13 protein-coding genes and 1 riboswitch are annotated in these 12,850 nt (G+C 71.7%); of the genes, 1 reads left to right on the plus strand and 12 read right to left on the minus strand.

Annotated features, from left to right (window positions below):
* Positions 1-36: 36 nt before the first annotated feature.
* On the minus strand, positions 37-756 hold the full coding sequence (locus ELQ40_RS05890; protein ID WP_127792849.1) for a glutamine amidotransferase: 720 nt from the start codon (positions 754-756) through the stop codon (positions 37-39).
* A gap of 134 nt (positions 757-890) precedes the next feature.
* Here ELQ40_RS05890 and ELQ40_RS05895 point away from each other — a divergent pair, with 134 nt between their 5' ends.
* A complete protein-coding gene (locus tag ELQ40_RS05895) occupies positions 891-1,241 on the plus strand; it encodes a hypothetical protein (RefSeq protein ID WP_240665962.1) in 351 nt (116 codons plus the stop codon).
* A gap of 10 nt (positions 1,242-1,251) precedes the next feature.
* Here the strand turns inward: ELQ40_RS05895 and ELQ40_RS05900 are convergent, their stop codons facing one another.
* From ELQ40_RS05900 to ELQ40_RS05950, 11 genes are all read right to left on the minus strand, one after another.
* Positions 1,252-1,680: a hypothetical protein gene (locus ELQ40_RS05900; protein WP_240665963.1), complete on the minus strand. Its 429-nt coding sequence runs from the start codon at positions 1,678-1,680 to the stop codon at positions 1,252-1,254.
* A 204-nt stretch (positions 1,681-1,884) separates the two neighbouring features.
* Complete coding sequence (locus tag ELQ40_RS05905; protein ID WP_127792850.1) at positions 1,885-3,258, minus strand: MFS transporter; 1,374 nt, start codon at positions 3,256-3,258, stop codon at positions 1,885-1,887.
* Between the two features lie 170 nt (positions 3,259-3,428).
* Positions 3,429-3,899, minus strand: coding sequence for a 6,7-dimethyl-8-ribityllumazine synthase (gene ribH, locus ELQ40_RS05910; protein WP_127792851.1), 471 nt, complete (start codon positions 3,897-3,899; stop codon positions 3,429-3,431).
* Complete coding sequence (gene ribA, locus ELQ40_RS05915; protein WP_127792852.1) at positions 3,896-5,200, minus strand: GTP cyclohydrolase II; 1,305 nt, start codon at positions 5,198-5,200, stop codon at positions 3,896-3,898. Before ribA ends, ribH begins: the two co-directional genes overlap by 4 nt.
* Positions 5,197-5,862 carry a riboflavin synthase gene (locus ELQ40_RS05920; protein ID WP_127792853.1) on the minus strand — a complete coding sequence of 222 codons (666 nt, stop codon included), beginning with the start codon at positions 5,860-5,862 and terminating at the stop codon, positions 5,197-5,199. Before ELQ40_RS05920 ends, ribA begins: the two co-directional genes overlap by 4 nt.
* A 1-nt stretch (position 5,863) precedes the next feature.
* Positions 5,864-7,015 (minus strand): bifunctional diaminohydroxyphosphoribosylaminopyrimidine deaminase/5-amino-6-(5-phosphoribosylamino)uracil reductase RibD, encoded by a 1,152-nt coding sequence (gene ribD / locus ELQ40_RS05925; RefSeq protein ID WP_240665964.1) that lies wholly within the window; start codon positions 7,013-7,015, stop codon positions 5,864-5,866.
* Between the two features lie 71 nt (positions 7,016-7,086).
* Positions 7,087-7,227: riboswitch (FMN riboswitch) on the minus strand.
* A 116-nt stretch (positions 7,228-7,343) separates the two neighbouring features.
* Positions 7,344-8,549, minus strand: coding sequence for a hypothetical protein (locus ELQ40_RS05930; RefSeq protein ID WP_127792854.1), 1,206 nt, complete (start codon positions 8,547-8,549; stop codon positions 7,344-7,346).
* Positions 8,546-9,352, minus strand: coding sequence for an HAD family hydrolase (locus ELQ40_RS05935; RefSeq protein ID WP_127792855.1), 807 nt, complete (start codon positions 9,350-9,352; stop codon positions 8,546-8,548). The genes ELQ40_RS05930 and ELQ40_RS05935 overlap by 4 nt, the downstream gene beginning before the upstream one ends.
* A gap of 11 nt (positions 9,353-9,363) precedes the next feature.
* Positions 9,364-10,380: a tryptophan--tRNA ligase gene (gene trpS, locus ELQ40_RS05940; RefSeq protein WP_127792856.1), complete on the minus strand. Its 1,017-nt coding sequence runs from the start codon at positions 10,378-10,380 to the stop codon at positions 9,364-9,366.
* Positions 10,381-10,439: 59 nt separating this feature from the next.
* Entirely contained in the window at positions 10,440-11,276 is an 837-nt protein-coding gene (locus tag ELQ40_RS05945; RefSeq protein ID WP_127792857.1) for an exodeoxyribonuclease III, read from the minus strand.
* Between the two features lie 10 nt (positions 11,277-11,286).
* Positions 11,287-12,570: a YihY/virulence factor BrkB family protein gene (locus tag ELQ40_RS05950; RefSeq protein ID WP_240665965.1), complete on the minus strand. Its 1,284-nt coding sequence runs from the start codon at positions 12,568-12,570 to the stop codon at positions 11,287-11,289.
* Positions 12,571-12,850: the final 280 nt, after the last annotated feature.

Genomic DNA, 12,850 nt, shown 5'->3' on the forward strand with positions numbered 1-12,850 from the left:
AGTCGAGCCGCCGGGCCGAGCGGCCGGGCCGAGCGGCTACGCTGCCTCGGCGCCGTCGAGCCAGGCGTCGAACACGAGCCGCGCGCGCTCGCCGAGCAGCATTCCGTCGCGCGCGGCATCCGCTCGGATCCCGCGCGGATCGATGCCGGCCGCCGCGAGCTCGACGGCGTGCCCGATGAGCCAGCGCTCGAGCCGGGCCGGCTCGACCTCGAGGTGGAACTGCAGCCCGAGGACCGCGTCGCCGATCGCGAAGGCCTGGTTCGGGAACCCCGGAGTGGCGGCGAGCGAAGCGGATGCCTCGGGCACCGCGAACTCGTCGCCGTGCCAGTGCAGCACGGGGGTGCCGTCGAGCAGGGCGAGCGGCGATGCACCGCCGGCGTCGGTGAGCTCGAGCGGTGCGAAGCCGATCTCCTTCCGGCCGGTCGCGCGCACCTCGGCGCCGAGCGCGCGGGCGATCACCTGGGCGCCCAGGCACACGCCGAGCGTCGGCGCGCCGGCCGAGACGCGCTCGCCCACCACGCGCAGCTCCTCACGCAGGAACGGGTACCGGTCGAGCTCGGCGTCGTCGGCCACGCCGATCGGCCCACCCAGCACGACCACGAGGTCGGCCTCCGCGACCCGGCCGTCGTCGAGCGCGTCGATGCCGGCCTCGACCGTCTCGAGCGAATACCCGCGACGTTCGAGCAGCGGGCCGAGCAGGCCGAGGTCCTCGAACGCGAGATGGCGGATCGCGGTCGCCCGCCTGGCAGCACCCATGCAGGGGAGCGTAGTCGCGCGCGGCGACGATTCGAGCTGGCGCGAGGCGCGCGTGTGTCCCCGCGTGACACCGCGCCGCGACATCCGGCAGCCTCCGGCGTATCGTCGCTCGCACCGAATCGCTAGGAGTCCTCATGTCGTACCGCGAGCCGCACGCCCCGACCACGCCCCGCTCGGGCGAGGCGATGGGCATGCGCGGCTGCGAGGCGCACGCGGACTGCGCGAGCGATCGCCCCGGTCACGGGCTCAACCGCGTGCAGGCGCGACTCGCGCAGGCCACCCCGAGTCGGTGGCTCGATGCCGTCGTGGTCGACACCGACGCCGACGGGTTCGTGCACATCGCGACGCTCGACGGCGCGGTGCGCAGGCTCTGGCACCACGAGCCGCTGGGCGAGGCGCTGACGGCCGGCGAGCCGGTCGCGCTGCATGCGGTCTACGGCGTGCTCGCGCACGGCACCACGCGCCGCAGCGTCGCCGACGCCTGAGCCCCGCGGCTCACATCGCCGGCGCCATCCCCTTCATCGAGTCGAGCATCTTCTCGAGCGCCATGGCGGCCTGGTCGCACGCCATCGCGCACATGCGGCAGTGCTCGCTCATCTCCGCATGCATCATGCACTCGGCCGAGCACGCACGGCACATCGCCATCGTGGACTCCATCATCGACATCATGACGGCCAGGTCCCAGCCGTTCATGCGCAGCATCATCCGCATCATGGTGCCGCACATGTCGGCGCAGTTCGCGCACATCGCGGCGCAGCGCCCCATGCCCTCGCCGGCGTCCGCGTCGGCGCACATGATGCACGCCTGAGCGCACGCCGAGAGGGCCTCCAGACACTCCTCCATCATCGACATGTCCATGCCCTTCATGGGCATGTCCGACATCGACATGGCGCCCTTCATCATGTCCATCGTCAGGTTCATCATCGCGCGCACCGCTCCGATCGGGCTGCCGGGCGTCGACGGATGCCGGCTGCGGAACTCGGCGACCCTGTGTCCGCGTCATGCTACGCCGGGAGCGCGCCGGCCAGAAGGTCGGGACCGTTACGTTCCCGTGAACCGGCATCGGCGACGGATGCCCCGGGCAGGGCATCCGTCGCCGTTCGCTGCAGTGGTCGGCAGTCGACCGGGTCAGCGGTCGATGTCGACGTCCTTCGTCTCCTTCGAGAGCAGGAGCGCGATCAGCGTGAGCACGGCCATCACCGAGAGGTAGACGCCGACCCAGAACGGGCTGCCGCCGCCGGCCTGCCAGAGCGCGACCGCGATGAACGGGGCCACCGCGGCACCGAGGATCGACGACACGTTGTACGAGATGCCGGAACCCGTGTAGCGGACGTTCGTCGGGAACAGCTCCGGAAGCAGGGCGCCCATCGGGCCGAAGGTCATGCCCATGAGCGCGAAGCCCACGATGAGCCACGCCATGACGCCCGCGAACCCGCCCGCCAGCAACGGCACCCACAGCAAGCCGAACACGATGATGCCCAGCGTCACCCAGATGAGCGTCTTGCGGCGGCCGAAGCGGTCGGCCCACGGGCCCGAGAGCAGCGTGAAGATGCCGAAGAACACGACGCCGCCGATGAGCATGAGCACGAACGTGTTGTACGAGTACCCGAGGCCGGGCAGGCCGCCGTCGGCGGGTTCGACCGGCGCGCGGCCGTAGCTCAGCGAGAACGTGGTCATCAGGTAGAAGAGCACGTAGGTGGCGAGCATGAAGAAGGTGCCGAGGATCAGCTGCTTCCAGTAGTCCTTGAAGACCGCGGCGAGCGGCAGGCGCTTCAGCTTGCCCTGCTGCGACGCCTTCGAGAACGCCGTCGACTCGACCAGGCGCAGCCGCACCCAGAGGCCGACCGCGACCATCACGACCGAGAACAGGAACGGGATGCGCCAGCCCCAGTCGAGGAACGCCTGCGACGGCATCGACGGGTCATCCGACGGCAGCATCGCGGCGATGATGAGGAACAGGCCGTTCGCGATGATGAACCCGATCGGCGCACCCAGCTGGGGGAAGGTGCCGTACCAGGCGCGCTTGCCCGCCGGCGCGTTCTCGGTCGCGACGAGCGCCGCGCCCGACCACTCGCCGCCGAGCGCGAAGCCCTGCGCGATGCGCAGGATCACGAGCAGGAGCGGTGCGAACCAGCCGACGAGCGCGTAGGTCGGCAGGACCCCGATGAGGAAGGTCGCGATGCCCATCGTGAGCAGCGCGCCGACGAGGGTGGCCTTGCGGCCGTGCTTGTCACCGAGGTGGCCGAAGACCACGGCGCCCAGCGGGCGGGCGACCATGGCCGCGCCGAAGATCGCGAACGACGACAGCAGAGCGGTGGTCGGGTCGCCGGCGGGGAAGAAGAGATGGGGGAAGACGAGGACGGCGGCGGTCGCGTAGACGTAGAAGTCGTAGAACTCGATCGTCGTGCCGATGAGGCTGGCGAGGATGACGCGCGAGCGCGGGTTCGCCGGGGTCGATGCCGACGTCGTGGCGCCGGACGCGGTCGTGGAGGAAGCGGACATGCCTGCGAGGACTCCTGGGTTGCGTGGAACGGCTCACCGGCACGGGTCGATCTGGCGCGTGGGCCGGGAGCGGAGGGAATCGTCGCTTGTGGCAACCGAAACAGCTTAGGCGCGCCTCGCAGGATCCCCGCATCCAGCACGACGAGCGGCGGGGATCCTGCGACGAACGGTCAGCCGCGCAGGGTCTTCAGCACCCGGGCGGTCGCGAGCGCGGCCTCGGCGGCCTCGCGCCCCTTGTCCTCCTTCGAACCCGGAAGGCCGGCCCGGTCGAGGCCCTGCTGCTCGTCGTCGAGGGTGAGCACGCCGAAGCCGACCGGCTTGCCCGTGTCGAGCGCCACGCGGGTGAGGCCGTCGGTCGCGGCCGACGACACGTACTCGAAGTGCGGGGTGCCGCCGCGGATGATCACGCCGAGCGCGACCACCGCATCGGCTCCCGCCTCGAGGGCCGCCTTCGCGACCACCGGCAGCTCGAAGCTCCCGGGCACGCGGACCAGCGAGAACGACGCACCGGATGCCTCGAGCGTGCGGGTCGCACCCGCGATGAGGCCGTCGCTGATCTCGTCGTGCCAGCTGCCCGCGACGATCACCACGTCGAGGCCCGTGCCGTCGATGTCGAGGGTGGGGGATCCTGCTCCGCTCATGAGGCGTGTCCTTCCAGGAGGGTCTCGGCCGCGGCATCCGCCAGCTGGCCGTCGTCGATGGCGTGGCCCATGCGCCGCGCCTTGGTGGCCAGGTAGGCCCGGTTCACGGCGCCGACGCCGACCACGAGCGGCACGCGCTCGGCGACCGCGATCCCGTGCGCCTCGAGTTGGTGCACCTTCTCGGGATTGTTCGTGAGCAGCCGCACGCGATCGATGCCCAGGTCGGCGAGGATCGCGCTCGCCGCCGAGTAGTCGCGGGCGTCGATGGGGAGCCCGAGCGCGAGGTTCGCGTCGAGCGTGTCGAGCCCGTCCTCCTGCAGCCGGTAGGCGCGGAGCTTGTTGATCAACCCGATGCCGCGACCCTCATGCCCACGGAGGTATACGACGACGCCGCCCTCCTCGCGCACGGTCTCGAGCGCCGTGTCGAGCTGCGGTCCGCACTCGCACTTGAGCGAGCCGAACGCCTCCCCGGTCAGGCACTCCGAGTGCACCCGCACGAGCGGGGCAGTCGCTCCGGCCGCGGTGGGGTCGCCGGCGATCAGCGCCACGTGATCCGCGCCGGTACGCCGATCGCGGTACGCGCGCACCCGGAACGAACCGTGCACGGTCGGCAGGTTCGTCTCCACCTCGAACACCACCGGCGACTCCTCCGGCACGACGGGCGCCTCGGACATGCCGATCGGGGCATCCGGTCGTTCGCGGTCGAGCCAGTCGACGAGGGCGGCGACCGTCGTGACCGGCAGTCCGTCGCGCTCGCCGAGCTCGATGAGCCCCGGAAGTCGCAACATCTCGCCGTCGTCGGCGACGAGCTCGCCGATCACGGCGACGGGGGAGAGCCCCGCGAGGAGCATCAGGTCGACGGCCGCTTCGGTGTGGCCCGCGCGCTCGCGGACGCCGCCGTCGACCGCGCGCAGCGGGATGATGTGGCCAGGGCGGATCAGACGATCGGGGGTCGCGGTCGGGTCCGCGAGCGTGCGCAGCGTGCGCGCCCGGTCGCTCGCCGAGATGCCGGTCGACACCCGGTCGGCGGCGTCCACCGACACCGTGTACGCGGTGCCGCGCCAGTCCTCGCTCCGCTCGACCATCGGGGGCAGTTCGAGCCGGTCGGCCAGGGCGGAAGGCATCGGTGCGCAGAGGTATCCGCTCGTATTGCGCACCATCCACGCGATCCACTCGCGGGTCGCGAACTCGGCCGCCAGGATCGCGTCGCCCTCGTTCTCGCGCGACTCGTCGTCGGCCACGATGACGGGCTTGCCGGCGCGCAGCGCCTCCAGCACCTCGGGGATCGTCGAGAGGCTCATGCGAGGCTCCCCGCCTCGGCACCGACCGGTTCGGCGAGCGACGTGGGCAGCGTTCGATGCGCGTCGAACCGGAGCATCCGCGCGACCTGCCGCGCGATGATGTCGGTCTCGAGGTTCACGAGATCGCCGACCGCCCGCTCGCCGAGCGTCGTGGCCGCGAGCGTCTCGGGGATCAGCGAGACCTCGAACCAGGAGCCGTCGAGATCGTCGCCGACCGCGCTCACCGTCAGCGAGACGCCGTCGAGCGCGACCGAACCCTTGTCGACGACGAGCGGCGCGTGCGCCGCGTCGAGCGCGAACCGGATGACCCGCCAGGCCTCGCCGGGGCGGATCTCGAGCACGCGGGCGGTGCCGTCGATGTGGCCCTGCACGATGTGCCCGCCGATGCGGTCGCCGACCTTCGCGGCGCGCTCGAGGTTCACGGCGAGCCCGTCGCGGGCGGCGTCGAGCGTCGACATCGTCAGGGTCTGCGCCATCACGTCGGCGGTGAATGCCGTGTCGTCGAAGTCGACGACGGTCAGGCACACGCCCGAGACCGAGATGGAGTCGCCGTGGCGCACCCCCTCGACCGCGAGCGGTCCGTGCACGGTGATCCGGGCCGCGTCTGCGGTGTGCTCGACCGCCGTGATGCGGCCGAGCTCCTCGATGATGCCGGTGAACATGTCAGTTCCCTTCGATGGTGGCGCCGGATGCGGCGCCGGACGTGGCGCCGGGGGCGCCGGGGGCGGCGCCGGACCCGGCGCGCGATGCTGGGAGGGGGTGGGCGGCGAGGCGGTGGCTCTCGACCGGGTGGGCGACGACGAGCAGGTCGTCGCCGAGGTGCTCCACGGCGCCGAATCGGAGTCGGCGCGCGTCGGCGATCGTCGCGATGCCGAGGTCGCCGACCGCGAGCCGCGGTCCGCCGAGCAGCGCCGGTGCGAGGTAGACGAGGAGTTCGTCGACGAACCCGGCCGCGAGGAACGCGCTCGCGAGCGTCGGGCCGCCCTCGACGAACAGCGAGCGGATGCCCCGCGCCGAGAGCTCGGCGAGATCGGCCGACAGGTCGCCGCCGTCGAGCCGGATCGGCTCGTGCGGGTGACGCAGGACCCGCGAGTCGGCGGGGATCGGGCGTCGCCCGAATACGACCGGGATCGGCTGCGCCGCGGTGGGACCGCCGTCGGCCGTGCGGGCGGTGAGGGCGGGATCATCGGCCAGCACGGTGCCCGTTCCCACCGCGATCGCGTCGGCGTCGGCACGTCGGCGGTGCACGTCGGCGCGGGCCTCGGGACCGGTGATCCACTGCGAGGTGCCGTCTGCAGCAGCCGCCCGCCCGTCGAGTGTTGCGGCCCACTTGACCGTGATGCGCGGGCGACCGGTGCGGGCGACGAAGAGCCAGTCGGCGAGGAACGCCTCGACCTCGTCGGCCAGCACGCCGGCAGCGACGTCCACGCCGGCCGCGCGCAGCCGTTCGGCGCCGCCCGACGAACGGGTGCCCGGATCGGCGACCGCGTACACGACCCGGCCGACTCCGGCTGCGATCAGGGCCTCAGAGCAGGGGCCGGTCAGCCCGGTGTGGTTGCACGGCTCGAGGGTGACGATCGCCGTCGCGCCGCGCGCCGCGCCGGCTGCGAGCCTGGAGAGCGCGTCGACCTCGGCGTGGGCCGTGCCGGCACCGCGATGCCAGCCCTCGGCGATGACCTCGCCGTCGGCGGAACGGATGACGCAGCCGACGCGCGGGTTGACGCCGGTCGCGGGTCCGCGGGCGGCGAGTTCGATCGCGCGTCGCATCGACAGCACGTCGGCGTCCGCCGTCGCATCGATCGTGTTCGTCGTCATCCCGGTCCTGCTCTCAGGCTCCGGGGGTGCGCCGGCGGATGCCGGACATCGGCGGCGCGCAGCACCGCCGACACGTGCGCCTCCCATCCGGACTTTCACCGTCGGTACCGGAATTCCACCGGTTCAACCGTTCGGGCGGGCCTTTCGGCACGCTCTCCCGGCTCGCGGACTGTCACCGCCGGCTCGGATTTTCACCGACCCCGGAGCACGTTCAGTGTCGATTCTAGGTCAACGTCGGAGCGGCCCGGGTATTCCCCGTCACCCGACCGTCACGAATCGCCCCGGCCGCGGCCCGGTCATCGCGTGGCCGCGCGCCGACGCGAACCCGTCACCTGCACCCGCGCGAGGCGTCGATCTGCGCATCGCTCGGCCGGCCGTAGGCCTCGATGCCGGCGCCCGGCAGGTCATGTCCCATGCCGATCGCCCACGCCGTCGCCCACATCTCGTGGTCGCGGTCGAACGGTGCGTCCGCGAAGATCACGGCGCAGGTCGCCCGGAGCACCTGCGTGTGGCCGACCTCGTGGACGACGAGCGCGCGGGCGTTCGGGTCCGGCCAGTTGTCGGCGACCGACTCGGAGAGGGTGATCAGCGCCCAGTCGTCGCCGGCCTCGTCGAACTGCGCGGTGCCGGCGATCCAGTTGTCGCTCGTCACCCCGGCGACCTCGTACGCCCAGGCGAAGTCGAGCGGGATCCCCGCGGCGAGCGACCGGGCGTAGGCCTCGATCTCGGCGCGCACCGCGTAGCCGGGCTCGGCCTTGCGCGCCTCCTCGGCGGCGTGCGAGGCGCGCAGCGTGTCGACCTGGGCGGCGACGTCCTCGAACAGCGCCGTGGTCGGCGGAGTACCCGTGCGGTCGACGGCTTCGACGGCGTGCTCGAGGTCGAGCCGCGATCGGTTGGTCGCGGACGGGTTCGCGGCGATCTCCTCGCCGGCGCGGACGACGGCGCCGGCAGCGGCCTCGTGCACCGCGGCGTCCATGTCGTCGCGCACCGCGCGAAGGTCCGCGGCGACCCCGTCGCGATCCGCCGCGGCGGCGATCCGGGCGGGTGCCAGGTCGTGCAGGTCGCCGATGGCCGCGTACCGGTCCCAGACGGGCACGAACCAGGGGAGGGCCGCCACCGGGCCGGCGGCGTCGGGGGCGAGCCGGCCGACGCTCGGCGAACCGTCGCCGGGTTCGATCGCGGCAGCGGTCCGCAACTCGTCGAGCCGGGCCTGGAACGTCGCGAGCGGGGCGTCCCCGATGAGGTCGGCGGTCAGCACGTCCTGCAACGGGTCGGTGCGGCCGAGGAGTTCGTCGGTGTACCGCACCTCGTCGGCCTCGGCGCGCGCGGCCTCGTCGTGCCGCTCGTCGGCGGCCTCCCAGACCGACCAGGCGAGTTCGTGCAGGTTGCGCGCGACCGCATCGGTCGTGAGCACGCCCGCGGTCGCGAAGCCCGCCGTGACGACGACGGCGAATGCGCCGAGGCTCCAGAAGAGGCCGGTGCGCCGCTTCGCCGTGCTCGCCGTGCTCACCTCGGCGGGGGCATCCGTGCTCATCCGAAGTTCCGGTCGTCGGGGGCGGACGGACCGGACGGCGCCGCCCGGCCGCTCTGCGACGCCCGGCCGCTCGAGCCTCGGTCGAGCACGTCGGCGAGCGCGGCCAGCCCGATGATCTCGACGACCCCGGATGCCTCGGCATCCGCCCGATCGTCGGCCGACGGCGGCGCGTCGTGCCGGTTGAGCCACACGCCGACCAGTCCCGCCCGTGCCGCGCCGATCGCGTCGGTGCGGAGCCGGTCGCCGACGTACGCCGCATCGTCCGGGGCGACCCCGAGCCCGTCGCACGCGTGCCGGAAGATGCGCGGGTCGGGCTTCACGATCCCGAGGGCTCCCGAGGCGACGACGCCGTCCAGCAGGCCGGTGAGCCCGACCCGGTCGAGCTTCCGCTGCTGGAACGCGGGGTCGCCGTTCGTGATCACCCCGATGCGCACGTCGGGTCGCCGGGCGCGGAGGTCGGCGAGGCAGGGCAGTGCGTCGTCGTGCAGCGTCCAGGCGGCCCGGTAGTGCTCGAAGTACGCGGTGAACCATTCACCCGCCTCGTCGTCGCCGAGGGTGACGCCGTGCATCGCCGCGAAGTCTCGAGCGCGCGCACGCCGCTGCCCCTCGAACTCGAGCTCGCCCGCGAGGTACCGGTGGTAGTGGAACTCCTCGAGCCGGTGCCACTCGGCGTCCGCGGCAGCGGGATCGGTGGGAACGATGCCGATCTCGGCGAGGTAGGTCCGGATGCCGGTGGTCACGGCGCCGCGGTGCGCGAACAGGGTGTCGTCGAGGTCGAACAGCACCGCGGCGGGCAGCGGCACGGCGTGCCCCGTCAACCGCGCGCGCGGCGCACGAAGCCGACGCGGTCGTACACCTGGGCCAGCTTGCGCTCGGCACGCTCGGCGGCCTTGTCTGCGCCGACCGCGAGCAGGCGGTCGAGTTCGGCGGGATCCTCCATCAGTTCGAGCGTGCGCGCCCGGATCGGCGCGATCCGCTCGACGACGACCTCGGCGAGCTCCTTCTTGAGGTCGCCGTAGCCACGGCCGGCGAACGCCTGCTCGAGCTCCGGAATCGGCGTGCCGGTGATGGTCGAATAGATGTCGAGCAGGTTCGAGATGCCCGGCTTGGCCTTCGGGTCGTAACGGATCTCGCGCTCGGCGTCGGTGACCGCGCTCTTGAACTTCTTGGCCGTGACGGCGGGGTCGTCGAGCAACGAGACCAACCCGGCGTCGGACGCCGCGGATTTCGACATCTTCGACGACGGGTCCTGGAGGTCGTAGATCCGGGCGGCCTCCTTCGGGATGAACGCCTCCGGCATCGGGAACGTGTCGCCGAACCGCGTGTTGAACCGGCCCGCGAGGTCGCGCGTGAGCTCGAGGTGCTGGCGCTGGTCGTCGCCGACGGGCACGAGGTTCGTGTCGTACAGGAGGATGTCGGCCGCCATGAGCACCGGATAGGTGAACAGGCCGACCGTCGTGGCATCCGCGCCCTGCTTGGCCGACTTGTCCTTGAACTGCGTCATCCGGCTGGCCTCGCCGAAGCCGGTGATGGTGCTGAGCACCCACGCGAGCTCGGCGTGCGCAGGCACGTGCGACTGCACGAAGAGGGTCGACCGCTCGAGGTCGACACCGGCAGCGAGGTACTGCGCGGCGGTGAGCCGGGTCTGCTCCTGCAGTTCGGCCGGGTTCTGCGCCACGGTGATCGCGTGCAGGTCGACGACGCAGTAGATGGGGTCGAACTCGTCCTGCAGGGCGACCCAGTTGACGAGGGCGCCGAGGTAGTTGCCGAGGTGCAGCGAGCCGCTGGACGGCTGCATGCCGGAGAAGACGATGGGGCGTGCGGAGGTCATGGGGTGGTCCTCGAATCCGGAGAGTGACGCACGGGGCGTCGGAGGGACGGCGGGAGGGATCAGATGGCGTAGTCGACGACGAGGGGCGAATGGTCGGACCATCGCTCGTCGTACGCGTCGGCACGGTCGACGACGGCGTTCACGACGGTGTCGGCGAGCGCCTTGGTGGCGAGCTGGTAGTCGATGCGCCAGCCGGCGTCGTTGTCGAAAGCCTTGCCGCGCCAGCTCCACCACGTGTACGGGCCCGCGACCTCGCCGGCCGTCTTCCGGCCGACGTCGACGTAGCCGAGCCCGGCACCGTCGTTGTAGCCGTCCTCGCCCTCGGCGCCGACGAACCGATCGAAATACGCGCGCTCCTCGGGGAGGAACCCGGCCTTCTTGAGGTTGCCCTTCCAGTTCTTGATGTCGAGCGTGCGGTGGCCGACGTTGAGGTCGCCCATCACGACGGCGTACTCGCTGTGCTCGGCGAGCTTGGGCAGCCGGGCCTCCATCGCATCGAGGAAGCGGAACTTCTCGACCTGCTTCGGGGTGTCGGCCTCGCCGGTGTGCACGTAGGCGCTCACGACCGTGACGATGCGCCCGCCCACCTCGTAGTCGGCCTCGAGCCAGCGACCTGCGGTGTCGAAGTCGGTCGTGCCGAATTCGACGCGGTGGATGTGGGCCGCGTTGCGGCTCGCGATCGCGACGCCGGCGCGACCCTTCGCCGAGGCCGGGTCGTGCAGGACGTCCCAGCCGTCGCCGAGGAGGCCGGTCAGGTCGTCGGTCGAGGCCCGGACCTCCTGCAGCGCGAGGATGTCGATGTCGCGTGCGTCGAGCCACGCGCCCATGCCCCTCCGGTAGGCCGCCCGGATGCCGTTCACGTTGGCGGTGGCGATGCGCAGGGGCTTCGAGGGCATGCGTCCGATCCTACGGGAGCGGTCCGACATCCTTCTGCCGGGAGCCGGCCGACGACCACGGCGCCTGCGGTCGGGGCGGAGCCTCCGGCGGCGAGGCCTCGAGTTCCGCGAGCTCGGCCTCGGCGCGGTCGAGTGCACGGCGCGCGGAGAGTCGACCGAACCACCCCGCGCCTTCGAGCTCCTCGCGTGACATCCGCACCTTGACCTGCGCCGCGGTGACGAGCGCGGCGTGCTCCTGCTGACGACGCTCGAACTCCAGCTGCTCGGCCGTCACCGAGCGGAGCGACTCGTTGCGATCGGATGCCTCGACGGCGACCCAGCACGCCGCGACCAGGATCACGATGCTCGTGACCCGGAACCACAGCAGGAGCCCGATGAAGACGGCGAAGGTCGTCAGCAGCGGGTTCGAGCTGGTGAACGCGAGCACGACCGAGCTGAACAGCTGGATCACGGTGAGCCCGCCCGAGCCGAGCAGCGACCCGGCCCACATCCTGCGCCAGGGCATCGCCGCACCCGACAGGAACCGGAACAGGGCCGCGAGCGCGAGCGTGTCGATGGCGAACACCACGATGAACGCGCCGGTCTGGACGAAGAAGGTGCTCGTCCGCGACTCGAGGTCCCAGCCGAGCAGGCCCAGCCCCCAGTCGATGAAGCTCGTCGTGATGATCGACAGCACGGTCGCCACGAACAGGGTGAGGCCGAACGCCAGGGCCGCGACGAAGTCGCGGGCCTTCAGGAGCGTGTACGACCGGGTGTCCTTCGGGAGCCCGAACATGCTCCGCACGGCGATCCTCGCGTACGTCACGAATCCGATCGCCGTCCAGATGAAGCTGCCCAGGGCGATCGCGCCCGTCCAGCCGACCACTCCCGTGCTGTTCTCGGCGATCTGGGTGAGGGCGTCCTCGGTGACGACGCCGTCGGGCCCGATGAGGCCCGGCGCGAGCGTGTTCACGAGCCTGACGAAGGCGTCCATCAGGTCGGGGGAGTTGATGAGCCAGAGCCCGGCGATCGCGAACACGACGTAGATGCCGGCGAACACCGCGAACAGCGACTGGTAGCTCATGCCCGACGAGAGGATGAAGCCGTTCTGCGCGAGGAAGTGCCGCCACACCCGCACCGGGAAGAGCGCCATCGTGCGCTGCGTGAGCTTCGTCACCTGCTGGATCTGCGGGTCGAACCGCTCCCGGAGGTCCTGTCCTGTGGAGGTCAGCCGCTCGGCCTGGGTCTCGCGGTCGTCGTCGGCGGGCGCGCCCGCGCGCGCCTCCTCACCGCCCCCCGGCGTGCGATCACCCACACGCACACGATAGCGAGGCGGGCGCGGCGGCGAGGGAAGCCGGCGTGATCATCGGGTCGGAGGCCCTCACGGAGCTGCGAAACGGAGCGTCCAATCTCGAAAAGTCAGGCAATCACGGGGCAATGGCCCCAATTCGTGGGGAATTTCTTCAGGAAATCTTGGGTTTCGGATCGTTCGGTGGGATCGTGGGAGGGCTGACCCGATTCGAGCCGGCTCCGACATCGACGGAGGCACTCATGTCCAGCACTGCCAGACCTCAGCGTGGAACTGCACGGCGAAC

Source organism: Agromyces sp. LHK192, assembly GCF_004006235.1.
Lineage (GTDB): Bacteria > Actinomycetota > Actinomycetes > Actinomycetales > Microbacteriaceae > Agromyces.